This window comes from Cupriavidus taiwanensis LMG 19424, assembly GCF_000069785.1.
In the GTDB taxonomy this organism is placed as follows: Bacteria; Pseudomonadota; Gammaproteobacteria; order Burkholderiales; family Burkholderiaceae; genus Cupriavidus; species Cupriavidus taiwanensis.
In genome coordinates this window covers 2,091,917-2,115,365 of record NC_010530.1, presented here as the reverse complement: position 1 = coordinate 2,115,365, position 23,449 = coordinate 2,091,917, and the positions used below count along the sequence as shown (strand labels likewise).

Sequence of the window (23,449 nt, the reverse complement as noted above, 5' to 3'; positions counted from 1 at the left end):
CCGCCCCTTATTTGACGAAGCGCCGCGCCAGGCGGGCCAGCCGCGGCACGGTGCCCGGACGCAGCAGGCGCGCGTCGTAGCCCGCCATGCGGCGGGCATTCTCGGCCAGGCACAGGTCGATCATCGCGCCCGGCGTCATTGCCTCGCCCAGCGCGGCCGAGCCGTTCATGGTGAAGTTGGCATCCTGCGCCACGCCGTCGGCATCGATGCCGCGCGCCATGCCGATCCGTTCCCAGACCAGGAAGGCCCACACCCGCGCCACTTTCAGCGCAAACAGCGGGCGGCGCCACCACGGCAGGTTGCGCCGGTACCACGCGGCCCAGTTGACGAAAAACAGGATGTGCCGGCCTTCTTCCTGGATCACGGGCTCGAAGGTTTCGACCAGTTCGGCGGGGAAGAAGCCGGAGCGCCTGGCCGCGGCAAAGAGGCCGAAGGCGAAGAAGCTGTCGATGCACTCGCTGTAGCCGGTTACCAGCCAGCCCCATTCGGGATCGCGCGGCGGCGGATAGTCCGGCTCCGGTGCCAGCGCGATGCCGTAGGCCTCGACCAGCTTCGACAGCACCACCTTGTGGCGTGCCTCTTCGGCGCCGTCCATTTCCAGCGCGCGGCGCAGCAGCGGGTCGCTGACGGTCTCGGCAAAGGTCCGGACCCGGATCGCGGCGCGGCCCTCGGTCTGCACGGCGATGTCCCAGATCGGCAGCGAGGTGACGCGATGCAGGGCCTCGGGCGACAGCCTGGGCCAGTCGATCACGGCGGGTTTGTAGGGATTGTGGGTTTGCAGCAGCATGTTGCAGAACATCCGCAGGTGCTGCGTGGAGCCGACGCATAGGGGCCCGGGGGCGGGGTCGGTCCAGTGGCGCATGGCGTGGTCGGCCTGCGCAAGCGTGGTGTGGGCCGCCGGGGCCGCTGATGCGGCCTCGGCCGGCGCGTGGTCCTCGACGGCGCTGCTGTGCAACGCCGCTGCAACCGGCTTGGCGGATTCGGACGTCCCGGACATTCGGCCCCCTGGCGATGGATTGCCCGGGAGCCATTGTAGCGAGGCGCGCCGCGCGGCGCACGCCGCGCCGGCACGCCTGAATGCCGCCGGCTCAGGCGCGGTAGCTGACCGGCCCGCGCGAGCGCATGTCGAGCGCGTAGTAGCAGATCGTCAGCAGCACCAGCCAGCCGGGGCCCACGTACAGCGCCACGCGCGTATCGGGGAAGTAGGCCATCAACGCCACCACCAGCGCCAGGAACGCCAGCGCGATGTACGAGCCATACGGCCAGAACGGCATGCGGAACGCCAGCGCCTTGCGCTCGGCCGCCGACAGGCCGCGGCGGAACTGGATCTGCGTGACCAGGATGATGGCCCAGGTCCAGACCGCGCCGAAGGTGGAGATCGCGGTCACCCAGACAAAGACCTTTTCCGGCACCAGGTAGTTGAGCAGCACGCCGGCCAGCAGCGCGGCGATCGACACCAGCAGCGCGCGGCGCGGCACGCCGTTGCGGTCGACGGTGGCGAAGGCCGCCGGCGCCTGGCCCTGCAGCGACAGGTTGTACAGCATGCGCCCGGTGCTGAAGATGCCGCCGTTGCACGATGACAGCGCCGCGGTCAGCACCACGAAGTTGATGATGCCGGCGGCGGTCTTGATGCCCAGGCGCTCGAAGGTCAGCACGAACGGGCTGCCCTGCGCGCCGATCTCGTTCCACGGATAGAGCGCCAGGATCACGAACAACGCGCCCACGTAGAAGATCAGAATGCGCCAGAACACCGAGTTGATCGCATCCGGAATCGACTTCTTCGGATTGCGCGCCTCGCCGGCGGTCAGGCCGATCATTTCGACGCCGAGGTAGGCGAACATCACCATCTGCAGCGACATCAGCACGCCCGAGGCGCCGTTGGGCATGAAGCCGCCGTGCGCCCACAGGTTGGAGATGCCGGTGGCAACGCCGCCGTTGCCGAAGCCGAACACGATCATCGCGCCGCCGCCGATCAGCATCAGCACGATGGTGACGATCTTGATCATGGCGAACCAGAACTCGAACTCGCCATAGGCCTTGACCGCCATCAGGTTGACCGAGCCCATCGCGGCCAGCGCCGCCAGCGCCCAGATCCAGCGCGGCACATCGGGGAACCACATGCCCATGTAGATGGCCACGGCGGTAATTTCCGCCACGCAGGTCACCAGCCACAGGAACCAGTAGTTCCAGCCGGTCAGGTAGCCCGCCAGCGGGCCCATGTGGTCCTGCGCGTAGCGGCAGAACGAGCCGGCCACCGGGTTGTGCACGGCCATCTCGCCGAGCGCGCGCATGATCAGGAAGATCATCGCGCCGCCGATCAGGTAGGCCAGCATGATGGCGGGCCCGGCCATCTTGATGGCATTGCCGGCGCCCAGGAACAGGCCCACGCCGATGGCCGATCCCAGCGCCATCAGCCGGATATGGCGTTCGCCCAGGCCGCGTTGCAGATGTTCTGCGCTTGCACTCATCCTCGTTGTCTCCGTGTGATCTTGAATGGCCGCGCCAGTCCTTGTGGGGCCGGCGGGGGCAGAGAGCTTTTGCGTTTGCGTGCGCGCAAACGCAAAAGAGCGGGCAGGTTAATCAGATAGCGGGGATATTTGTTGCTGAATTCGTGCCGGAATGCAGGAAAAATTGCTGGCGCAGCGTGATGCGGCCCACGGCGCGCAATGGTATGGCCCGCACCCGGGGCGAGCATGGCGACAGCAAAGGCACGGGCCAGCTCCGGCGCCAGCAGCGCGGCAACGCGCCGGGCGGTGGCTCAGGGATGCCAGGTTGCCGGCTGGCGTTCGCCGTGCAGCGCGGGCCGCTGGCTGCCTGCCATGGCATACGAAAGCTTGTTCGCGGCGTCGACAACGGTCTGCGCCAGCTCCAGCAGCCGCGCTTCGCCAAGCCGGGACGTCGGCCCGGAAATGCACATCGATCCCAGCAGGCGCCAGTGCAGCCCGAACACCGGTGCCGACACGCTGGAGACCTCCGGCTCGCGCTCGCCGAGCGACAGGTGGAAGCCGCGCCGCCGGATCATTTCATAGAGCTCGCCCGGCTCGCCCGAAAACGCCAGGATGACCCGACCCGGCGAGCCGCTGTCCAGCGGCAGCGCCGCGCCGATCCTGACGTGATGGCGGATCGCCTGCGGGCCTTCTACGCGGACCAGGCAGGTTCGCTGCTGGCCCTCGCGCACGTAGAACGAAGCGCTTTCCCCGGTCTTGATGGTCAGTTCCCGCAACACGGGCTCCACGACTTCCTGGACGTTGAAGGTGGCCTGGTAGCAGGCGCCGAGCCAGCCGGCCGCGCGTCCGAGTCGCCAGTTGCCGTCGTCTTTCTGCACCAGGTAGTTGTCCGCCGCCAGCGTGCGGGCCAGCCGCAGCACCGTGGTCTTGTGGATGCCGGTGCGCCGGCTCAGTTCGGCCAGCGACAGCTGCGGGTCATTGACGCCGAAGGCTTCGAGCACGCGCAGCGCGCGCGTCACGGCGATCACGGCGCCGGAGCCTTCTTCCGCGGCGGAGGCGTCTGTGGGAGCACTTTTAGGGTTCATGGTGCGGAATACGGTGCACTGTGTGAAACGGCATTGTATGCCGTGAAACGATGCACCACAATCCAGATCACAACGAAACGAGATCTGGAGACATCCATGCAGTTCACCTCCCGCCGTGTCCTCACGGCCCTTGCCGGCCTGCTGATGGCCTGCACCGGCGCCCATGCCGCGTCGCCCTATCCGGTCAAGCCCATCCGCGTCATCGTGCCGTTTCCCGCTGGTGGGGGCACCGACATTATTGCGCGCGAGGTGACCAATACCGTGGCGAAGTCGACGGGATGGGTCTTTGTCGTGGAGAACAAGCCGGGTTCGGGCGGCAACCTCGGCATCGACGCGGCGGCCAAGGCGCCGGCCGATGGCTACACCATCGCCATGGGGCAGACCAGCAACCTTGCCATCAATCCCTCGCTGTACGAGCGGCTGCCGTATGACCCGCTGAAGGACCTGGCACCGATCAGCCTGGTCGCATCCGCGCCGCTGGTGCTGGTGACGCACGTCAACGCACCGTACAAGACGATGAAGGACGTCATCCAGGCCGCCCGGGCCAAACCGGCATCGCTGAATTTCGCCTCGCCCGGTAATGGCACCGTCGCCCACCTTGGCGGCGAGCAGCTGCAAAGCACCGCGAAAGTCAAATTCACCCATGTCCCGTACAAGGGCGCCGCGCAGGCGGTCAACGACCTGATGGGCGGGCAGGTGGACCTGTACATGGCGTCCGTGCCGACGCTGCTCGGCCACATCAAGAACAACAAGCTGCGGCCGCTGGCCGTGACGTCGGCGAAGCGCGTGCCGGACCTGCCCCAGGTTCCGACCGTGGCCGAGTCCGGCTATCCCGGCTTCGAGACCGCGACCTGGTTCGGCTTTGTCGCGCCTGCCGCGACACCGAAGGACATCATCGCGCGGCTCAATGCCGAGTTCAACAAGGCGCTCCAGTCCCCGGCGCTCGCCAGGAAGCTGAACGAACAAGGCGCCTCGGTGCTGGTGGGGACGCCGGAAGCCTTCACCACGCTGATCAGACAGGACATTGCACGCTGGGCCGCCGTCGTCAAGGCCTCTGGCGCCAAGCTGGATTGATCGGCCTTTCGTATCTGCCTGGACACCTATCCCCTCATCTTGCCGGAGTTGCTCTCATGACCTTGCCCAACATCATCAAATCGTTCGAGCGCGTGCCCGCCGCCGTGGTCGAGCGTGCCGCCCGCTTCCAGCCGGCGATCCTGTCGGACGTCGGCGGACGCCGCGGCGCCCTGCATGGCCGCATCCGCGCCTTGCGTCCGACCATGAAAGTTGCCGGCCCCGCCTTCACCGTGGAAGTCCGTCCCGGCGACAACCTGATGATCCACGCAGCGCTGGCGCTGGCGCAGCCTGGCGATGTCCTGGTGGTGGACGGCAAGGGCGACCAGACCTCCGCGCTGATGGGAACGATCATGATGCATGCCGCCCGCCAGCGCGGGCTGGCCGGTGTCGTCATCGACGGCGCCGTGCGCGACAGCCTGGAACTGGAGGACATGCAGTTCCCCGTCTTTTCCGTGGGCACCAATCCCAATGGCCCGACCAAGGAAGTCGGCGGCCGCATCGGGCACCCCATTTCCGTCGGCGGCGTGACGGTGAACCCGGGCGACTATATCTGCGGCGATGCCGACGGCCTGGTCGTGGTGGAGCGCGACAAGATCGAAGCGCTGCTCGATGCCGCGGCCAGCAAGGAAGAGGCCGAAGTCCGGCGCATCGCGCAGATCAAGGAGGGCAACACCAACGCGCCGTGGCTGCTGGCGTCGCTGGTGACGGCCGGCGTGCTGAAGCAGGGAGAAGCCCTGTGAACGGCAAGGACGTCATTATCGTCACGGGTGCCGACCTGGCGCCGGAAGCGGTCGCGCTGCTTGGGGACTATGAACTCGTCTTCGCCGGCAAGAAACCCCAGGCCGCCGAGCTGGCCGCGCTGGCGCGGCAGCACAACCCAGTCGGCATCATCGTGCGTTATGGCAGCGTGACGGCCGAGGTCATGGATGCGGCACCGGCCCTGAAGGTGATCTCGAAGCACGGCAGCGGCATCGACGTGATCGACCAGAAGGCCGCTGCCGAACGCGGCATCGCGGTAAGGGCCGCGGTGGGCGCAAATGCCGCCGCGGTTGCCGAACACGCGTGGGCGCTGATCCTCGCCTGTGCCAAGTCGGTGCCGCAACTGAACGCGCGCATGCGCGCGGGCCATTGGGACAAGTCGGTCCACAAGACCATCGAGCTCAATGGCCGCACCCTGGGCATCGTCGGCCTCGGCGAGATCGGCCGCCGCGTTGCGGTGACCGGCGTGGCCATGGGCATGCGCGTGATCGCCTTCGATCCGTACGCGAAGACAGTGCCCGCCGGCGTCACGCTGGTCAGCGAACTGAAGCAGCTCTACCAGGCAGCGGACGTGGTGTCGCTGCACTGCCCGCTGACCGAGGAAAACCGCGGCATGCTGAACCGCGAGACGCTGTCCTGGTTCAAGGACGGTGCCATCCTGGTCAACACCGCACGCGGTGGCCTGATCGACGAGCCCGCGCTGGCCGAGGCGCTCGACGGCAAGCTCTACGCGGCCGGCCTGGACAGCTTCGCCATCGAGCCGATGGTAGTGCCGCACCCGTTCCAGCAGCTTCCCAACGTCATCCTGTCGCCGCATATCGGCGGCGTCAGCGATGCGGCGTACGTGAACATGGGGGTGGGTGCCGCAAACAATGTGCTTGCCGTGCTGCAAGGCTCAGCCGCGGCGGTCTGAGCGAGGCTTCCACGCTTCGTCGGTCAACAACAATACAGGCATCGCGGCCGGCTGACAGTCGCGCCGGCCGCTGCCAGGAGACAATGATGGTTCATCGCAAATTTGGTCTGTTTGCCGTGGTCGCGGCGATGGCAGCTGCCAGCGTGGCGCCGGCATGGGCAGCATACCCGGACAAGCCCGTGCGCATTGTCGTGCCGAATCCCCCGGGCGGCGCCGTCGACGTGGTGACTCGCAAGGTGGCGCAGAAGCTCACCGAGCAGACCGGCCAGAGCTTCGTGGTCGAGAACAAGCCGGGTGCTTCCGGCACCATCGGCACCACGCAGGTGGTCAAGGCGCCGGCCGACGGCTATACGCTGCTGGCCAATGACAACTCCTACACCACGCTGCCCTACGTCTTCAAGAAACTGGGCTGGGACCACCAGACCGCGCTGGTGCCGATCGCCCCGTTCGCGTTCTCGCCGGTCGTGGTCGGGGTCAAGGCCGACTCTCGCTTCAAGGACCTGGCCTCGCTGATCCAATACGCCAAGGCGCATCCGGGTGAAGTGACATTTGGTACCGGCGGCCCGGGCAGCTCGCCGCACTTCTCCGCCGAGGCCTTTCAGCAGGCCGCCGGGATCAAGCTGATGCATGTTCCGTACAAGGGTGCCGGCGAAGCCATGGTCGGCCTGCTGGGTGGCAGCGTCGACTTGCTGGTGGTGTCCACGCCGACCGCGCTGGCGCCGGTCAGGGGCAACCAGATGCGCCTGCTTGGCATCAGCGGCAAGCGCCGGCTCGATGTGTTCCCCGAGGTGCCGACCTTCGCGGAAGCCGGGCTGCCGGCATTCAACCTGTTCAACTGGTCGGGCCTGGCGGCGCCGAAGGGAACGCCCGCGGAAGTGATCGCCCGGCTGCAGGCCGAGGTGCAGAAGGCTCTGCAGTCGCCTGACATGAAGCAGTTCCTGGCGCAAATGGGTTCGCAACCGGGCAGCCTGGACAGCAGCGCGTTCGCACAGCTGATCCAGCGGGAAACGGCGCAATGGGCGGCCGTTGCCCAGAAGGCCAATATCGAAAAGCAGTAGCAGCGGGGACCACCATGATGTTGCTTGCGCAACCCAGGGTCCGGGACGCCAGCGTGCTGACGCGCCTGCCGCAATCGTTCCGTCGGCAGGATCCCGACAACGCCTGGTCACAGGCCAATCGCGGCGGCACGCTCACCGAGTCGTTCCTGGAAGGCCCGGTCTGGTCGGACGGCCACCTGTGGGTCACCGACATTCCCTATGGCCGCGTGTTCCGCATATCGCTGCAGGGCAGCTGGGAACTGGTGGCCGAATACGACGGCGAGCCGAACGGCATGAAGCGCCTGGCCGGCGGGGACTTCCTGATCACCGACTACCGCAACGGGCTGATGCGGCTGGACCCGCAGACAGGCGCCGTGACGCCGTTCCTTGAGCGCAGGAATTCGGAGCGCTTCCGCGGTGTCAACGACTTGACCTTCGATTCGGCGGGCAACCTGTACTTCACGGACCAGGGCCAGACCGGCATGCACGACCCCACCGGGCGCGTCTACCGGCTTTCGCCCGCGGGCAAGCTCGACGTGCTGCTGAACAATGCGCCGAGCCCGAATGGCCTGGTGCTGTCGCCCGACGAGAAGGTGCTGTATGTCGCCATGACGCGTGGCAATTGCGTGTGGCGATTGCCGTTGCAGGCCGACGGCTCCGTCAGCAAGGTGGGCCAGTTCTTCACGTCATACGGACCGAGCGGTCCTGACGGGCTCGCCATGCGCGCGGACGGCTTCCTGCTGGTGGCCAATCCGGGACTTGGCTATGTCTGGGTGCTGAATCATCGCGCCGAGCCGGTCGAAGTCATCCGCACGCCGGTTGGCGCGTCGTTGACCAACCTCTGCTTCGGGGGCGCTGACGGCACCACGCTGCTGATGACGGAATCCACCACGGGATCGATCTTGAGTGCCGAGGTGCCCGAAGGCGGCGCGCCCGTGCATGGCGGGGTCGCGGCCTGAGGGTTGCCACGGGTGCCGGGCGCAACGGGGAAGCGGGCGCCTCAGGCGTCCGTTTGACCGTGTGCCTTGGGCGGCGGAACACCGATGTCGATTTGCAGGCTGGGGAAGGCCTCGGCCGCCGCGGCGACTGCTTCCTGCCTGGTGGAGAAGGTCTCGGTCAGCGAGACGACGAAGCCTTCGGTCAGCATCCTGACGTGCCATCCGCCGTCCTCTTCGCGCATGACCAGAACGAAAGGGGGCTGCACGGGAGCGGCATCGGGCATGATGAAGCGGACATTCATACGATAAGGCGAGCGGGCGCATACGGTCGCGGGACGCATGGGGACCAGTGCGCGGCAATCCGCCTGGAAAAAAAGGGCTGGCCCGCGGCCAGCCCTTTCCCACTGCAAGCTGCAACTACCGGGTAACGATCAGACCCAGACCAGGTCCGAGGTCGACAGGCTGCCCAGCTGGTTCGCCGCGCCCAGCAGCGCGACTTCGTGCTCGGCCTGAACGAAGGCCTGCGCGCCGTTGTTCAGCGTGAAGTCGAGCGGGTTGAACGCTTCGCCTTCGGTGTTGAACAGCAGTTGCAGGTCGGTGCCGTTGGCGTTGTAGTTGAACGAGCCGTCTTCGTTGTACGTGCCCACGCGGATCACCACGTTGACCGGATCCAGGCCGTCGCCGATGTAGTAAGCGAATGCCGGGAAGCCGTTGGCGCCGGGCGCGTTGGTCACGTAGAAGGCATAGTCCCCTGCGCTCAGCGGATTCGTCACGTCGACCAGGATGGTGTCCTCGGCAACCTTGAAGTCGGTGATGACGTCCTGCTTGGCGGCAGCGCCCGGGTTGGTCGACTTGCCTGCCTCGGCCAGGTGGTTCTGGTCGAAGTTGAAGTAGAACGAGTCCGCGCCCGCGCCGCCGGTCAGCACGTCTGAGTGCAGCCCGCCGGCGATGAAGTCATCGCCTGCGCCGCCGTCGATCTTGTCGTTGCCTTCGCCGCCGAACAGCTCGTCGTTGCCGGCTCCGCCGTTGATCACGTCGGCACCGCCGTTACCGAACAGCGTGTCATCGCCGGCGCCGCCGTTGAGCGTATCGGCGCTGTTCGAGGCGTAGACAAGATCATCATTGCCAGACCCGATGAACGTGAACGCTGCCGCGTCGGACGGATCTTCCATCACGATCGTCACGCCGCTGCCCTTCAGGGCCGATGCGTCGATGGTGGCGAAGTTGTTGTCCTCGAACGCGAAGCCGGTGACCTTGCCGGAACCCGACAGGATCAGCTTGCTGTCCGCGCCGGCCTGCTCGTCCAGGTCCAGGCGCACCAGGCTGGAGTAACCGACCGGGATGTCGAGGCCGCCAAGACCCTGGTCATTCGCCCATACCGTACCGCTGGCGTCGCCGTCCACCGATGCGCCGGCGGCCACGTCGACCTTCATCAGGTTGACGGAGGCAGCCTGCAGCCAGTCGCCGCCTTCGAAGCCGCCGAGCAGGTGCATGTGGCCCGAAGCCGCGGCAGCAACGTCGATGCTGGTGATGGTGGCGCGCTTGTCGGCGTCGGCGGCATCGATGCCCCACGAGGTGAACTCGGTGCTGATGCCGGTGCTGAGCTTCACGGTTTCGAGGTCGCCGGCGGCACGGGAATCGCCCACGCGGCCGATCTCGATGTCGCTGTCGGTGGCGCCTTCCACGACCAGGTGCTGCAGGTTGGTCGCTTCATCCATCAGGCTTTCGAACTGGTTGCCCAGCGACAGGTCGCCCAGGCCGGTCGACTTGATGTTCAGGCGCTGCACGGTGTTGCCGTCGAGGATGACGCTGTCCGTGTAGTTGTTGCCATCGATGGTCAGGTTACCGGCGGAGTTGTTGGTGATCGACAGGTCGGTGGTGTAGCGGCCCGAGAACGAGTCGTCCACCTGCAGGCCGCGCGAAATCACCACGCTCTCGCTGCCGTTGTGGCTCAGCGCCACCTTGTCGGCGTTGATGACGCGGATGCCCGACGGATTGCCGGCGTTGCCGATCACGCTGGTGGTGCCTTCGATGTTGATATCGAGCGTGGTCAGCGCCTGGCCGTCGTAGTCCACTTCGACGCCCTGCGCCAGGTTGCCCTGGATGTTCAGGGTCTTCAGCGTGCTGTCGAAGTTGTTGAAGTCGGCACGGCCCGTCGAGGCCTTCAGGTTGATGGTGGCCAGGTCGTTGATGTTGGTGCCGTCCAGGTGGACCGCGTTCAGGAACGTGGCATCCAGCGTCTCGACGCGGCTCATGGTCGGCGCGCGGTTGGCTTCGGCCACCGTGGCGTTGGCGTCGAACACGGCGACGACCTTGTCGGCACCGGCGCCGCCGTCGATCACGTCACCCGTGCGCAGCGAGTCGCCGACGTTCAGCACGTCGTTGCCCGAGCCCAGCTTGACGTTCACCTGCTGGTCTGATTCCGAGATGTTCAGGTTCAGGTTGGCCAGCGCGCCCGAGGCGTCGATGGTGGTCAGGGACGAGTCCAGCGCGCCCTTGATGCCGAAGTTCAGGCCGGCCTGGCCGCCCTTGATGTTCAGCGTCTTGGTGCCGTCGCCGATCAGGTCGGTCAGGTTCGACTCGAAGCCAGCCTTGTCATCGTTGATGGTCAGGTTGATGGTCTCGACGTCGAAGCCGGCATCGGTGTTGATCTCCACCGTCGCGTTGACTTCCTTGACCGAGACGTTGGCTTCCTTGCCCTGGATCTGCTGGCCGTCGAAGTTCAGCGTGATCTTGTCTTCGGCCTGGATCGCGTCGACGAGGTCATACTGCGTGGCGGCGCCTTGCAGGTCTTCCAGGCTCACGTCACCCTTGACCTTCTCGACCACGACTTGCTGGATGTCGGTCCAGTTCTTGGTGGTGACGGCCACGTCGCCGGTCGGCTGGATGGTCACCTTGCTGGCACCGGCGATGGTGGTGCCGGAGTACAGATCCTGCTTGGCAGCCAGGCTCAGCACGACCTTGCCCGGGCCGGTGATCGAGTCGCCCTGGGTCAGGGTCTCGGTGCCGCCGGTCACGGTGTCGGCCGCGCCGAGCGTGATGGTGTCGATGGCGGTGGTCAGCACCTTGCTGCCCGGCTGCGGTGCCGGACCGGCGACGATCTTGTCGATCACGGCCTGCGGGTTGGAGCCTTCGCCAGGCTGGTCGACCGGCTTGAGCCAGTCGCGCGCCTGCTGGGCGGCCCAGTCGCCGCTGTACTTCAGGATTTCAGGGGTCGTGTTCAGCGCGGCGGTAAAGCCTTCGGCGGCTGCCAGCTTGGCGTCGACGGCGACCTTGTCGCTGCCCTGCGCGCCGTTGACGATGTCCAGCGCGATGCTGGCCAGCGTGGCCTTGGGCGGGGTCGCTGCGAGCAGGCCGGTATAGAAGGCGAGGCCAGCCGGTTCGGCGTCACGGCCGAACATCTGCTGGTAGATCGCGTTGATCTTCTCGCCGTGGGTCTGGCCGCCATAAAGGGCGGTCGACTCGGCCGAGTTGCCGAAGGCATCGATGATCGCGTTCAGATTGCCACCGACACCGTCGAGCTTGGTGGCCCAGAATTCCAGGCCAGTGGGGTCGGCCGGGCGGCCGTAGTAGGCGATATAGACCTTCTGTACCTGATCGTAGTAGGCAGATGCTGCCATAGTGTTCTCCTGGGAATAAAAACAAGCGATCTGGACTTCGGCCTGCCAATCCGCGGCGCGGGCCAGTACGAAATCCGGATCTCGCTTCCGTTGCAGCCTGCATGGTCAATGACATTGGAGGCGCCGGCTGCGACACGCTGCAAAACGCGTCGGGGGCAGTATCCGGAAATGCGCACACCGAATCAGTGACTGGGGCCACAAAAACGCGCAAAGACAGAGGCCGTGCAACGGTGCGCCGAAACGCTTGCGGCAGAGAACGACAACAACGCGCCGATAGCGTGAACGCGTTAGCCGGCGCCGTGGTTCCTTGCCAACGCGCAGACCGGAATCTCCAGTTCGCGCGCAAGCCGGTGCAGCAGGTCGGCGGCGGGCCGGCGCCGACCGGTTTCGATCATCGAGATATAGGCCCGCGTCACGCCGACGCGCTTGGCCAGTTGATCGCTCGGCAAGCCGCGAAAGCGGCGCCATGCGCGCAGCTCGGAGCTGCCGGCGGAAATCGCGGCCTGCACCAGTAGTGGCGGGGAGAACGGAGTCGCGGTACCGGCATCGATTCCCGCTTCCTCCAGCAGCTGCTGGATGCAGCCCTTGATGTCATTCCACGTCCGTTCCGGAACCAGCACGAAGCGCCGGCCTTCGTGCTCGATGAACTCCACGTCTTGCATGTCGCCTTGCCCTGAGAAGCGCACCGGGTGGTGCGTGCCTGTCGAAAGGCAAGGCTAGCCGATGACATGCGCACGGGGATGTGACAGGTGTCACAGCATTGCTGCCGCAATCCCCTTTGGTGGGGTGGCCATCGAACTCGCCGCGAGCTGTCTTGCTTTTCTGACGAAATGACTTTAATAATTCGCCTGAGATTCGTTGCAAATTTATTGGTTATGGCGAACATGCCATGTCGAACCGTATTTCGGTGACGCACGGTTCACCCATGTTTGGGTGATGAGCGAGGCCGGGATTGCGGGCACCATATGTGCGAGCAATGTCTGGATGATGCGCACGCCGCAATGGACGCATCGATAGCAATATTGCCTTGGCCTGTGTATTGAAGTCTCTGCTTTACCAACAAAAAAGACCGTGATGCAAAGCACGGCTCGACGGGGAATGAAGGTGGTTGAACGAATAACGATAGTAGTTCGTACGGAAACGGGTTGGGCGATCGAGCAGCATGTCGGAGAGTTTGCCGTCGTCTTCAATGGGGAGTATCTGAGCTGCATGCAGGCCAAGGAGGCAGCCGAGCGGCTCTTCCCGAATCAGCACGTCACAGTCGCGCCGGTCAGCCGGCATCCACATACAGGGCCCGCTGCCAAGCCAAGGCCAACGCGACGAACCAGGCGAAGTTCACACTGATGAATATGGCGGGCGCATGACTTCACGGATGCGCCGGCCCTCACGCCCGTCTCTCTCCCGCAAGCGAGAGAGGGGAGAAAACCCGCGGAAGGGAAAAGTCCTTTGGGCTCGCCCGCGATAGCGCGCGCGAGCGCAGCGGCGCACTCCGTGCCAGAGCCGTAGACTTGAGATAGGGAGCGCGCGCAGTGCCTCCTTGCTGTCGCTCGGACGGAAAGGAGGCCGCCGGCTACGCCAGCGAAACCGCCACGCCCGCCAAGCACGACACCTCATGCAACCTACCCCACACCCTCAAACAACACCGCTTCATCGCCCCAAAAAAAGATGCCAGGCGTGCGGGGGCAGCCTGGCGATAACGGGAAAGTTGGCGGGGTCATTGCGCCAACAGGACCCACTATAGAAGCTCGTGATCGACCCGGCTGTGATCGGTATCACAAGCCCCCACGGGCTTCCGCACACGCGGCGGCGCTGGCTGAATTTCCATGTCCCGCAACACGGTCCCACTCCTCACACCTGCATCAGGGTCCCGCACAAAAAACGACGGCCGCTGTTTTTGCGCGTCATAGACGCGTGCCAGATAGACAGCCAGCACACCCACCGCAAGCAGCAACAGGCTGCTGAACGCTGCCTGCGCGATGATCACGGTGGTAAAGCCGTCCAGGGCATTGCCGCTGAGGTAGCGCGCCACGGTCTGCAAGATCAGCAGGAAACTCAGCACCACGCCGGCGAAGCCGGCCATGGCGACCGCCTGCAGCGGCAGCGACGAAAATGCCACCAGGCTGCGCAGCGAATAGCGCATCAGCCCAGCCACCGACCATGAGGAACGCCCCGCTTCGCGCGGCGCCACGTCGAAGGGAATATCAACCTGATGGAAGCCGACCCACGCCACCAGCCCGCGAAAGAAGCGGTCCCGTTCGGGGCAGCGCAGCAGCGCATCGGCCACCTGCCGGTCGAGCAACTTGTAGTCGCTGGCGCCTTCGAAGGCAAAGCCGGTGGCACGCTCGAACATCCGGTAGAACAGGCGCGACGCCGCGCCATAGGCGGCGCGTTCCTCGCCGCGATGCCGCTTGCGCGCGTTGACCACGTCGGCGCCGGCGCGCCAGGCACGGATCATCTGCGGGATCAGCGCGGGCGGATGCTGCAGGTCCGCGTCGATAAAGAGCAGGCCGCGGCCGCGGGCATAGGTGAGCCCCGCTTCCAGTGCCGCCTCCTTGCCGAAGTTGCGCGAAAAATGGATGGCGCGCACGAACCGGTGGCGCTTTGCCAGCTCGTCGGCAACCGCCGCGGTCTGGTCGCTGGAACCGTCATTGACGATGACGATCTCGAAGCGCGAGACGAGCTGTGCGAGTTCGCTGACGATGCGGGGCAGCGCCAGTGGCAGGCTGGCCGCCTCGTTGTACGCGGGGATGATGACGGACAGCTCCGTCGGTTCGCTGGCTTGCATGAAGATCACCTGATGACGGCGCTACAGAAGTGCAGACCATGCCGGGCCACGCAATGGGCGCTCCACCCGCGCCCGGCAATGTACTGCGCGTCATACGGCGGCCCGAGCACGACCAGCACGCCTGGCTCGAGCGTCTGTCGGAACAGGGCCGCGGCGATGCGCGTGCAGTCGGTTTCCTGGCGTGCACCGGAGAGACTGTTGATGGCCAGCCCGCCGCGCGCGGCCAAGAGCTGCAGGGCGAATCCGCCATGCATGGCGGCACGGTCGTCCGAGCAGCCTACCGGCGGATGGAACGCGAGCGCGGCATGGCGCCCGACCAGTGCGCCGACGAGCGGGTCCGATGACACCGGGTCCATGGGCTTCTCGGTGATGACGACCGAGCGCAGCACCGCGGTGTCGAGCCATTGCAGCGCGGCGACGGCCACCATGCATGCAGCGGCCGTGCGCGGACGGTAGCAGCGCGCCAGTCCATACAGCACGAAGGCGGCCATGGCATAGCCCACCGGCCAGAAGAAGCGGCCCGAGGCGCGGAAGGTTGCGGTCAGGCCTTGCAGGCCCGCCGGCCAGTCGTAGCGCAACAGTCGATAGCCACCGGCATACACGGTGGTGGACAGCGCGTAGAGCGTCAGGCCGGCCAGCAGCGCCAGCAGCGGCCATTGCCGCCGTGCCGCGGCGCGCAGCGCAGCACCACGGCCTGCGCACACGGCACCGGCGACCAACAGCAGGCCCGCCAGCAGGCCCAGCCCGAGGTAGTTGAATCCCTCCATCTGGCCGGGCGTGCCGCGCGCAAAGTGCCCGCTGCCCGGCAGCAGGCCACTCTTTCCCATCGCGCCGAACGGGGCGAGCAGGTTCATCGAGTAAATGCCGAAACCCTCGCTGCCGCGCACCAGTCCCTGGCCGAGATAGCCGCCGAGCGCAAGCGCAACACCAAGCACGCCCAGGGTCAGGCCGGCGGCCGCCAGGGCGCCGCGCGCCGCGCCAGGCTGCCGCTCAAACGCGGCACGCAGCGCGCTCAGCAGGAAGAAAGGCAAGGTCATGGCCAGCAGGTAGGGATGGACGCCCAGTGCCACGACCAGCAGGGCTGGCCATCTCCAGTCCAGCGGCGCGCGCACCATGCCCGCGGGCGGGCGCAGCGCCAGCGCCAGTGCGAGGATCAGGACGAACTGGCCGCACAGCGCCAGATGCCACATCCAGTAGCGGAACAGCAGGGCGGGCATGACCAGGGCCAGTACGGTGCCGGTGGCAACGTGAACGGCCTGGCGCAGGCCCAGCTGGTCCAGCAGCAGCGTCATTGCCCAGCCTTGTCCCAGCATGCAGATCCAGAGCCACGCGGGCGTCAGTTCCAGCGCCGCGCCGCCCGCCCGGTACCACAGCTTGCCGGCCAGTGCGAGGAGCGGAATGCTGTCCGTGAAAATCACGCTGCGCAGGCCGTCGATGCCGGGCACGCGCATCGAGAACAGCGGGAGGCGCCAGCCATCGGCGTAGTAGTACCAGGCCCCGGCCAGCGCCTGTGCCTGGTCGCCTTGCGGAAAGCGCAGGGCGGGATCCGTGCCCAGCATCACGCCGGGCGACAGCACCGCGGGCGCAAGAATGAGCGCCGTCAGCAGCGCAAGGGCGACACGCCAGGAGAGCGACAGTTCGGTGGACGCACGCCGTGCGGCTATGCGCAAGACGCCGGCGATCATGGCGTACTGGCCGCACGCGCACGGAACAGCCAGCGCATCGCGACGAAGTTGAGGCCGGCCATCACCACTTCCGCCGCCAGCTTGGCGACCAGCAGCCGCTCGCCGCAGAGTCGCAGCGCCAGGGCCAGCACGACTGGCGAAAGCGCCACGCCGGCCAGCGTCAGGACGCCGTAGCCGCCGCCCTGGGACAGCAGCCCATGCGCAGCCACGCCGCCATGGCGAAAGGAATAGCCCTTGTGCGCCACGAATCCGACGATGGCGCCGGCGCCGCGGCTTGCCACCTGCGCCGCCGCCGGCGCGACGCCGGCATGCGTGAGCGAAAGGAACAGCGCGACATCCGCCAGCAACAGGGCGCAGCCGGTCAGCACGTAGCGGCCGAACGTCGTGCGCACCGGCAGCGCCTGCACGCCGCCGCGGCGGTGCCGACCCGTCACGGGCAAGCTCCGTTCGCATGCAGATGCTCGCGCAGCACGACCACCGGCGGCGCCGCGCCCTGCAGGAAGCGCAAGCGCGCGGCATGCTGCAACCGGGCCAGCGCGGCGTCGATATCCGCCGCCGGTCCGCCGGCCGAACGGCGCGCCTGCGAACCGGCCTCGGCGGAAGCCGTGCACGGAATGCGGAACCCGTCCACCACGATGTCAAACTGAATGGCGTGGCTCATCCTCTTGCTGCCTTGCTTTTCTCGCGAAATCGAAGCGGCAAGCGTAGCCGGCCGGTTTCACCCGTTCCGTGATGGGTGTCACATTCCTCCGCGTGCCGTCACCCACGCCCCGTAGCCAGCAGTTCGCCGTAGACGTCGAGGGTTTCGCGCGCGCAGCGCTGCCAGCTGAAGCCGGCGGCGCGACGCAGGGCGCGGGCGCCGATGGCTGCGCGCCAGCGCGCGTCTTCACAGGCGCGCAGCATCGCCGCGCTGAAACCGTCGATGTCGTCCGGGTCCAGCAATACCCCGCCATCGCCTACTACGTCCGGCAGCGCCGACCGGTCCGAGCAGATGACCGGTACCCCGCTGGCCATGGCCTCCAGCGGCGGCAGGCCGAAGCCTTCGTAGATGGATGGGTAGACCATGGCACAGGCGCCTGCGACCAGGCTCGGCAGTTCCGCGTCGGGCACGTAGCCCGCCACGCGAACCTCGCCCCGCGCCACCGCGGGCGCCATCTCGCGTTCCAGTCCGCTGGTCAGCCAGCCTTTGATGCCGGCCAGCACCAGCGGCATATGGCGTCGCAGCGCGGCCGGCAACCGCTGGTGCGCACGCAGCGCCGTCGACAGCCGCTTGCGCGGCTCCAGGGTGCCCAGTGCCAGCATATAGCGGCCGGGCACCAGGCCGTGGCGGGCAAGCACCGGCGCGAGCACGTCCGCGGCATGCGGCCGGAACGCCGGCGCGACGCCGTTATGGACCACGCGGACCTTGCCGGGATCGACCTCGCACAGCGCCAGCAGCTCGGCGCGCACGAAGTCCGACACCACGATGACGCGGTCGGCCCGGGCCAGCGCGCGCGGAAACTGCCGGTGCATCAGGCTGACCCGTGCAGCGGGATGGGTTTCCGGATAGCGCAGCCACGATACGTCGTGCGCCGTGAGTACGGTCGGCAGCGCCCCGTAGCAGAACGGCAGGAAGTTGGTCTCATGGTAGAGCGCCGCCTCGCGCGGCAGGCCCGTGCGGAACCGGTGCGCCTGCCACGCGCGCGAGGCGACGTGCGCCAGCCCGGAGCGCCGCAACAGGCCGCGCGCCGCGGTGCGCCATGCCGCGGCGCGCCCGGCATTGTCCGGCGCCGGGCCATCGGCCCCGGCATGAGGGCTGGCGCTGCCGGACTCGCTCCAGCCCGCGCCCAGGAAGCAGTGCGGCGTCGCGCCAAGCGCCGCGAGCTCGCGCACCAGGTGACGCGTGTACTGGCCGATTCCCGTCAGCGGGGATGACAGCGAAACGGCACCCACCGCGACGCACAGCGGCCGGGCCGGAAAGCAGGAGGACTGGGGCATGAGGCGCAACCATAGCGAGCCGGTGCCTGGCATTCTGTGACGGCCATCACACTCCGCCCGTGCACGCCACGAGAGACTCTGCCACCAGCCGACCAGGGCCGGATGCCAAGCCACGCACTGCCATGAATATTCTTCACGTCTTCAAGGTGTACTACCCGGACTCGTACGGGGGCATCGAACAGGTCATCCGCCAGCTCGCGCGCAGGCAGCCCGATGGCCTGGCGCACGAGGTGTTCACCCTGAGCCGGCATGGCGGTGGCACGCAGCGCGAGCTGGAGATCGACGGCGTGCGCGTCACGCGGGCACGTGCGCACCTGGCGCCGGCGTCCACGCCGATCTCGTTCAGTGCGCTGGCGCAGTTCCGGCGCGCCGTGGCGCAGGCCGATGTCGTGCAGTACCACTTTCCGTGGCCGTTTGGGGACGTGCTGCATTTTGCCGCGGGCGTGCGCGTGCCGGCGATCGTCACCTACCACTCCGACATCGTGCGCCAGCGTCTGCTGATGCCCGTGTATGCGCCGCTGATGCATCGTTTCCTGGGCAGCATGCAGGCGATCGTCGCCACCTCTCCCAATTATCTTGAAACGAGCGACGTACTGCGCCGCCATCGCGCACGCGTGCACACCATCCCGATCGGCCTCGATGCCAGCGAGTGCGAAGCCGACCCCGCCCGCGTCGCCATGTGGCGCGATCGCCTGGGGGAGGGATTTTTCCTGTTCGTCGGCGTGATCCGCTACTACAAGGGCCTGCATATCCTGATGGAGGCGTGCCGCGACGCCGCGTTCCGCGTCGTCATCGTCGGCACCGGGCCGCAGGAAGACGCCCTGAGGCAACAGGCCGTCGCGCTGGGGCTGGGCAACGTGACGTTCCTGGGCGTGCTGCCGGATACCGACAAGCATGCGCTGCTGTCGCTGTGCCGGGGCGTGGTCTTCCCCTCGCACCTGAGGTCAGAAGCATTCGGCGTCACGCTGCTCGAAGGGGCAATGTTCGGCAAGCCGCTGGTGTCTTCAGAAATCGGCACCGGCAGCAGCTACGTCAACGTGCACGATCACACCGGCTACGTCGTCCCGCCGGCCGATCCGGCTGCCCTGCGCGCCGCACTCTCGCGCCTGCATGCCGATGCGAGCATGGCCTCAGCGCTCGGCCGCAACGCACGCGCCCGCTTCGTCGAAAAATTCAGCGCCAGCACAATGCGCCGGCGCTATCACGCACTATACGAAAGCGTGCTGCGCAACGGCACTGCCGCCGCGCCCGCGGTGGAGCCGGAGTTTCGGCGCTGGTGAGGTTGCGGCCAGCATGCGTCGATTGACGAATTGGGATGGCGCGCTCCTAGCGGATTCTGGCGCCGTACTCCGTTGACGTGCCGCCTCTTCCCCCGCCTCTCTCCCGCGGGAGAGGGGAGAACAAGCGAGCAGCAAAAGCCAGTGGGCTCGCCCCCGCGACAACGCGTGCGAGCGCAGCGACGCACTCCGTGCCAGAGCAGCAGACCTGAGATAGAGCGCGCGCGCAGCGCAGCCGAAGGCGTCCCACCAATAACGTCATAAGCAGGCTGCCACCAACCTAAAGTCGGGTTCGTCCATCCGACCTTGGACGCCAGGCACATCCAGGTAGCGTCAGCAGGGTGGAACCACCACCAACACAACCGCAAGTCAACACCGCCAGAACCACCAACACCGCCTTGGCCAGCCGCCCAGGCGACGCGCTCTTTGCCTCCTTTCTGTCGCTCGGACAGAAAGGAGGTCGCCGGCTACGCCGGCGAAACAGCAGCGCCCGCCAAGCACGACAGCCACCCGCATTGCCAAAGCAAATCCCCCCACCCCCCAGAACAAAACCCACCGTGACCCACCTCACACAATTTTGTGATGGACGTCACAAGCACCGCCCCAGCCCTCATCCAGAATTCGCACCTGCTTTGTGACACCGCGTCACAACGCAACCAGCCCACGGCAGGTGCCATTCTCCGCAGTGCTTCAGGTGTATCCGCAAATCCATATGAGCCAATCCGCGCCTCCCGGCAGTGAAATCCTGACAGCCCTGCGCGCGCACAAGAGTGCCTTGCGCAATATCGGCGTGTTCAGTGCCGTGATCAACCTGCTGATGCTCGTGCCGTCGCTCTACATGCTGCAGGTTTACGACCGCGTGCTGCAGAGCCGCAGCGAAACCACGCTGTGGATGCTTAGCGCTATCACGTTGGGCTTGTTTGCGCTGATCTCCGTGCTTGAATACGTGCGCAGCCAGGTGGCCATCCATGTCGGTGCCCAGCTTGACGCCCAACTCAACCGGCGCGTCTACACCGCCGCCTTCGAGACCAACCTGCGCCAGGGCAGCTACATCGCCGGCCAGGCGCTCAACGACCTGACCACGCTGCGCCAGTTCGTTTCGGGTTCGACGCTGTTTGCATTCTTCGATGCCCCCTGGTTTCCCCTGTATCTGGGCGTGATCTTCCTGTTCGACTTCCATCTCGGGCTGTTCGCGCTGTGCGGTGCCGCCGTGCTGATCGCGCTGGCGGTGATCAACGAGCGCATCTCGCGCCAGCCGCTCGACGAAGCGGGCCGCTTGTCGCTGCGTTCGGCCGAATCGGCCACGGTGACGCTGCGCAATGCCGAGGCCATCGAGGCAATGGGCATGCTGGGACCGCTGCAGGCACGCTGGCTGCGCATTCATGAAGCCTTTCTCGGCAAGCAGGGCGAGGCGAGCGAGAAGGCGTCGATCGTGGGCGCATGGACGCGCTTCGCGCGCATCGCGTTGCAATCGATGGTGCTGGGCGTGGGCGCCTTGCTGGTGCTGGACAACGAGATCACCGCCGGGATGATGATCGCCGCCTCGATCCTGATGGGCAAGACCCTGAGCCCGGTCGAAGGGGTGATCGGCGGCTGGAAGCAGTGGAGCGCGGCGCGGGCAGCCTACGAGCGCCTGCACAAACTGCTGGCGGCAAATCCGGCGCGGCGCAGCGCGATGTCGCTGCCGCGCCCGCGTGGGCAACTCACGGTGGCGCGGCTGGTCGGCGGCGCGCCGGGCACCGCGCCGGTGCTCAAGAACGTCAACTTCGCGCTGCCGCCGGGCGAGGTCCTTGGCGTGATCGGTCCCAGCGCTTCGGGCAAGTCCACGCTGGCACGCCTGCTGGTCGGCGTATGGCCACCGATGGCTGGCGAGGTGCGGCTCGACGGGGCCGATGTCTGGCAATGGAACAAGGATGAACTGGGACCGTTTGTCGGCTATCTGCCGCAGGACATCGAGCTGTTCGCGGGGACGGTGGCGGAAAACATCGCGCGCTTCGGCGAGATCGATGCCGAGGCTGTGGTCGACGCCGCGCGCCTTGCCGGTGTGCACGACATGGTGCTGAAGCTGCCCAAGGGGTATGGCACCGAACTGGGCCCGGATGGCGCCGGGCTGTCGGGCGGGCAGAAGCAGCGCATCGCGCTGGCGCGCGCGCTGTATGGCTCGCCAGCGCTGATCGTGCTCGACGAACCGAACTCCAACCTGGACGAAGTCGGGGAGGCTGCGCTGGCACGTGCGATCACGCTGTGCCGCGAACGCGGCGCCACGGTCGTCATCGTCAGCCATCGCAGCAGCGTGCTGGCCGTGACCACCCGGTTGCTGGTGCTGCAGGACGGTACCTCGCATGCATTCGGCCCGACCCAAGAGGTGCTGCGCGCGATGCAGCAACGGGCACAGGCGCAGGCGGCCGACAAGCCGGCGCGCGGTGCCAATCCAGTCCTGGCGAGCCGCGGCGAGCCCGCGCGGGCAGCCGGCTCACATTCCTGACCTGAATCGCTATGTCGTTCGATCATGCATCGTCGCTGCCGCCGGCCGCCGCCGCGCAGCCATCTGGGCCCGCGGTTCCCGCGCGCCGCTACAGCCGCATCGGCTGGACCGTCATCGCCGCGGGGCTGGGGGGCTTCCTGCTGTGGGCGGCGCTGGCGCCGCTGGACAAGGGCGTGCCGGTTGGGGGGACCGTCATCGTCTCGGGCAACCGCAAGGTGGTTCAGCACCCGAGCGGCGGCATTGTCGAGAAGATCCTGGTCAAGGACGGAGACAAGGTCAAGGCCGGGCAGGTCCTGGTCACCATGAACCATACACAGGCGCGCGCGCAGGCCGAGGCGACGCGTGCGCAGCTGCTCACCGCGCGCGCGGTCGAGGCGCGACTGCTGGCGGAGCGGGACGGCCTCGCCGACATCGACTTCGGCGAGATCGAACGGGAGGCGGCGTCGGATCCGGGGGTCGCCGAGGTGGTCGCCGTGCAGCGGCAGCTCTTTGCCTCCCGCCGGCAAGCCTTGCAGAAGGAGCTCGGCACGATTGCCGAGGGCATCACCGGGCTGCAATCGCAGCTCGGCGGGCTGCGCGACGCGCGCCAGAACAAGCAGCAGCAGCTGGCCGCGCTGCGCGAGCAGCTGCAGAACATGCGTGAACTGGCGCGCGAGGGTTACATGCCGCGCAACCGCCTGCTGGACACCGAGCGCCTCTACGCGCAGGTCAACGGCGAGATCTCGGCGGATCTCGGCACCATCGGCCGCACCCAGAGCCAGCTCACCGAATTGCGCATACGCGCCAGCCTTCGCCGCGAGCAGGAACAGAAAGAGGTGCGGACGCTGCTGGGTGAAGCCCAGCGCGATGTGCGCATGCTGCGCAGCCGGCTGGAGGGGCTTGACTTCGACGTCGCCAATACGCAGGTGCGTGCGCCGGTGTCGGGCTCGGTGGTGGGGCTGGCCATCTTTACCCAGGGCGGCGTGGTGGCGCCCGGCGCCAGGCTGATGGACGTCGTGCCCGACGGCGAGCCGCTCGAAGTGGAAGCCCGGGTGCCGGTCAACCTGATCGACAAGGTCACCAGCGGCCTGCCGGTGGAACTGATGTTCACGGCGTTCAACCAAAGCCGCACGCCGCGCATCCCGGCGGAGGTCTCGGTGGTGTCGGCGGACCGCCTGACCGAGGAAGAGGGCGCGCCGTACTACAAGGTCCGCGCACAGGTGACGCCGGACGGCATGGACCGGCTCGCCGGCCACCAGGTCCGGCCGGGCATGCCGGTGGAGGTCTTCATCAAGACCGGCGAGCGCACCATGCTGAGCTATCTGTTCAAGCCGGTGGCCGATCGCGCGAGAACGGCGTTGACGGAGGAATGATGCGCGTCGTTCGTG

General features: G+C 67.0%; 19 protein-coding genes. 8 read left to right on the top strand and 11 right to left on the bottom strand.

What is annotated here, in order from left to right:
- Positions 1-7 precede the first annotated feature (7 nt).
- The 3 genes from RALTA_RS24940 to RALTA_RS24930 all read right to left on the bottom strand — a co-directional run bounded on the left by RALTA_RS24940 (position 8) and on the right by RALTA_RS24930 (position 3,532).
- Positions 8-862: a hypothetical protein gene (locus tag RALTA_RS24940; RefSeq protein ID WP_050976563.1), complete on the bottom strand. Its 855-nt coding sequence runs from the start codon at positions 860-862 to the stop codon at positions 8-10.
- A gap of 226 nt (positions 863-1,088) precedes the next feature.
- A complete protein-coding gene (locus tag RALTA_RS24935; protein ID WP_012356740.1) occupies positions 1,089-2,468 on the bottom strand; it encodes an amino acid permease in 1,380 nt (459 codons plus the stop codon).
- Positions 2,469-2,758: 290 nt separating this feature from the next.
- Positions 2,759-3,532, bottom strand: a complete 774-nt coding sequence (locus tag RALTA_RS24930) for an IclR family transcriptional regulator (protein WP_012356739.1) — start codon at positions 3,530-3,532, stop codon at positions 2,759-2,761.
- A gap of 96 nt (positions 3,533-3,628) precedes the next feature.
- Between RALTA_RS24930 and RALTA_RS24925 the strand changes: the two genes are divergently transcribed.
- The 5 genes from RALTA_RS24925 to RALTA_RS24905 all read left to right on the top strand — a co-directional run bounded on the left by RALTA_RS24925 (position 3,629) and on the right by RALTA_RS24905 (position 8,274).
- The gene (locus RALTA_RS24925; RefSeq protein ID WP_012356738.1) at positions 3,629-4,606 is read left to right on the top strand and encodes a Bug family tripartite tricarboxylate transporter substrate binding protein; all 978 of its coding nucleotides are present in this window, start codon (positions 3,629-3,631) and stop codon (positions 4,604-4,606) included.
- A gap of 56 nt (positions 4,607-4,662) precedes the next feature.
- Positions 4,663-5,346: an RraA family protein gene (locus RALTA_RS24920; RefSeq protein WP_012356737.1), complete on the top strand. Its 684-nt coding sequence runs from the start codon at positions 4,663-4,665 to the stop codon at positions 5,344-5,346.
- Positions 5,343-6,278: a hydroxyacid dehydrogenase gene (locus tag RALTA_RS24915; RefSeq protein ID WP_012356736.1), complete on the top strand. Its 936-nt coding sequence runs from the start codon at positions 5,343-5,345 to the stop codon at positions 6,276-6,278. The genes RALTA_RS24920 and RALTA_RS24915 overlap by 4 nt, the downstream gene beginning before the upstream one ends.
- An 86-nt stretch (positions 6,279-6,364) precedes the next feature.
- Entirely contained in the window at positions 6,365-7,336 is a 972-nt protein-coding gene (locus RALTA_RS24910; protein WP_041232630.1) for a Bug family tripartite tricarboxylate transporter substrate binding protein, read from the top strand.
- A gap of 14 nt (positions 7,337-7,350) precedes the next feature.
- Entirely contained in the window at positions 7,351-8,274 is a 924-nt protein-coding gene (locus tag RALTA_RS24905; RefSeq protein ID WP_012356734.1) for an SMP-30/gluconolactonase/LRE family protein, read from the top strand.
- Positions 8,275-8,315: 41 nt separating this feature from the next.
- Here RALTA_RS24905 and RALTA_RS24900 read toward each other — a convergent pair whose 3' ends face one another.
- From RALTA_RS24900 to RALTA_RS24865, 8 genes are all read right to left on the bottom strand, one after another.
- The gene (locus RALTA_RS24900; RefSeq protein ID WP_041232629.1) at positions 8,316-8,555 is read right to left on the bottom strand and encodes a hypothetical protein; all 240 of its coding nucleotides are present in this window, start codon (positions 8,553-8,555) and stop codon (positions 8,316-8,318) included.
- Between the two features lie 129 nt (positions 8,556-8,684).
- Positions 8,685-11,873 (bottom strand): hypothetical protein, encoded by a 3,189-nt coding sequence (locus RALTA_RS30725; protein WP_012356733.1) that lies wholly within the window; start codon positions 11,871-11,873, stop codon positions 8,685-8,687.
- A 287-nt stretch (positions 11,874-12,160) separates the two neighbouring features.
- Positions 12,161-12,535 carry a helix-turn-helix domain-containing protein gene (locus RALTA_RS24890; RefSeq protein ID WP_041232628.1) on the bottom strand — a complete coding sequence of 125 codons (375 nt, stop codon included), beginning with the start codon at positions 12,533-12,535 and terminating at the stop codon, positions 12,161-12,163.
- A gap of 1,073 nt (positions 12,536-13,608) precedes the next feature.
- Positions 13,609-14,658: a glycosyltransferase family 2 protein gene (locus RALTA_RS24885; protein WP_157877254.1), complete on the bottom strand. Its 1,050-nt coding sequence runs from the start codon at positions 14,656-14,658 to the stop codon at positions 13,609-13,611.
- A gap of 5 nt (positions 14,659-14,663) precedes the next feature.
- Positions 14,664-16,343 carry a DUF6311 domain-containing protein gene (locus tag RALTA_RS28910; RefSeq protein ID WP_012356729.1) on the bottom strand — a complete coding sequence of 560 codons (1,680 nt, stop codon included), beginning with the start codon at positions 16,341-16,343 and terminating at the stop codon, positions 14,664-14,666.
- Positions 16,340-16,777: a GtrA family protein gene (locus tag RALTA_RS24875; protein ID WP_012356728.1), complete on the bottom strand. Its 438-nt coding sequence runs from the start codon at positions 16,775-16,777 to the stop codon at positions 16,340-16,342. Before RALTA_RS24875 ends, RALTA_RS28910 begins: the two co-directional genes overlap by 4 nt.
- Entirely contained in the window at positions 16,774-17,004 is a 231-nt protein-coding gene (locus RALTA_RS30435) for a hypothetical protein (protein ID WP_012356727.1), read from the bottom strand. The genes RALTA_RS24875 and RALTA_RS30435 overlap by 4 nt, the downstream gene beginning before the upstream one ends.
- 98 nt (positions 17,005-17,102) lie before the next feature.
- Positions 17,103-18,320 (bottom strand): glycosyltransferase family 4 protein, encoded by a 1,218-nt coding sequence (locus RALTA_RS24865; RefSeq protein ID WP_162098835.1) that lies wholly within the window; start codon positions 18,318-18,320, stop codon positions 17,103-17,105.
- A 122-nt stretch (positions 18,321-18,442) separates the two neighbouring features.
- On the opposite strand from RALTA_RS24865, the gene RALTA_RS24860 reads away from it, so the two are divergent.
- The 3 genes from RALTA_RS24860 to RALTA_RS24850 all read left to right on the top strand — a co-directional run bounded on the left by RALTA_RS24860 (position 18,443) and on the right by RALTA_RS24850 (position 23,434).
- On the top strand, positions 18,443-19,600 hold the full coding sequence (locus RALTA_RS24860) for a glycosyltransferase (protein WP_012356725.1): 1,158 nt from the start codon (positions 18,443-18,445) through the stop codon (positions 19,598-19,600).
- Between the two features lie 709 nt (positions 19,601-20,309).
- Positions 20,310-22,082, top strand: coding sequence for a type I secretion system permease/ATPase (locus tag RALTA_RS24855; RefSeq protein ID WP_041232627.1), 1,773 nt, complete (start codon positions 20,310-20,312; stop codon positions 22,080-22,082).
- Between the two features lie 11 nt (positions 22,083-22,093).
- The gene (locus RALTA_RS24850) at positions 22,094-23,434 is read left to right on the top strand and encodes an HlyD family type I secretion periplasmic adaptor subunit (RefSeq protein WP_012356723.1); all 1,341 of its coding nucleotides are present in this window, start codon (positions 22,094-22,096) and stop codon (positions 23,432-23,434) included.
- Positions 23,435-23,449 lie beyond the last annotated feature (15 nt).

Excerpts from the sequence above, each read along its gene's own strand:
- RALTA_RS24940 (WP_050976563.1), bottom strand. The coding sequence starts at position 862 with ATGCGCCACTGGACCGACCCCGCCCCCGGGCCCCTATGCGTCGGCTCC.
- RALTA_RS24935 (WP_012356740.1), bottom strand. The coding sequence starts at position 2,468 with ATGAGTGCAAGCGCAGAACATCTGCAACGCGGCCTGGGCGAACGCCAT.
- RALTA_RS24930 (WP_012356739.1), bottom strand. The coding sequence starts at position 3,532 with ATGAACCCTAAAAGTGCTCCCACAGACGCCTCCGCCGCGGAAGAAGGC.
- RALTA_RS24925 (WP_012356738.1), top strand. The coding sequence starts at position 3,629 with ATGCAGTTCACCTCCCGCCGTGTCCTCACGGCCCTTGCCGGCCTGCTG.
- RALTA_RS24920 (WP_012356737.1), top strand. The coding sequence starts at position 4,663 with ATGACCTTGCCCAACATCATCAAATCGTTCGAGCGCGTGCCCGCCGCC.
- RALTA_RS24910 (WP_041232630.1), top strand. The coding sequence starts at position 6,365 with ATGGTTCATCGCAAATTTGGTCTGTTTGCCGTGGTCGCGGCGATGGCA.
- RALTA_RS24905 (WP_012356734.1), top strand. The coding sequence starts at position 7,351 with ATGATGTTGCTTGCGCAACCCAGGGTCCGGGACGCCAGCGTGCTGACG.
- RALTA_RS24900 (WP_041232629.1), bottom strand. The coding sequence starts at position 8,555 with ATGAATGTCCGCTTCATCATGCCCGATGCCGCTCCCGTGCAGCCCCCT.
- RALTA_RS30725 (WP_012356733.1), bottom strand. The coding sequence starts at position 11,873 with ATGGCAGCATCTGCCTACTACGATCAGGTACAGAAGGTCTATATCGCC.
- RALTA_RS24890 (WP_041232628.1), bottom strand. The coding sequence starts at position 12,535 with ATGCAAGACGTGGAGTTCATCGAGCACGAAGGCCGGCGCTTCGTGCTG.
- RALTA_RS24885 (WP_157877254.1), bottom strand. The coding sequence starts at position 14,658 with ATGCAAGCCAGCGAACCGACGGAGCTGTCCGTCATCATCCCCGCGTAC.
- RALTA_RS28910 (WP_012356729.1), bottom strand. The coding sequence starts at position 16,343 with ATGATCGCCGGCGTCTTGCGCATAGCCGCACGGCGTGCGTCCACCGAA.
- RALTA_RS30435 (WP_012356727.1), bottom strand. The coding sequence starts at position 17,004 with ATGAGCCACGCCATTCAGTTTGACATCGTGGTGGACGGGTTCCGCATT.
- RALTA_RS24865 (WP_162098835.1), bottom strand. The coding sequence starts at position 18,320 with ATGCCCCAGTCCTCCTGCTTTCCGGCCCGGCCGCTGTGCGTCGCGGTG.
- RALTA_RS24860 (WP_012356725.1), top strand. The coding sequence starts at position 18,443 with ATGAATATTCTTCACGTCTTCAAGGTGTACTACCCGGACTCGTACGGG.
- RALTA_RS24855 (WP_041232627.1), top strand. The coding sequence starts at position 20,310 with ATGAGCCAATCCGCGCCTCCCGGCAGTGAAATCCTGACAGCCCTGCGC.
- RALTA_RS24850 (WP_012356723.1), top strand. The coding sequence starts at position 22,094 with ATGTCGTTCGATCATGCATCGTCGCTGCCGCCGGCCGCCGCCGCGCAG.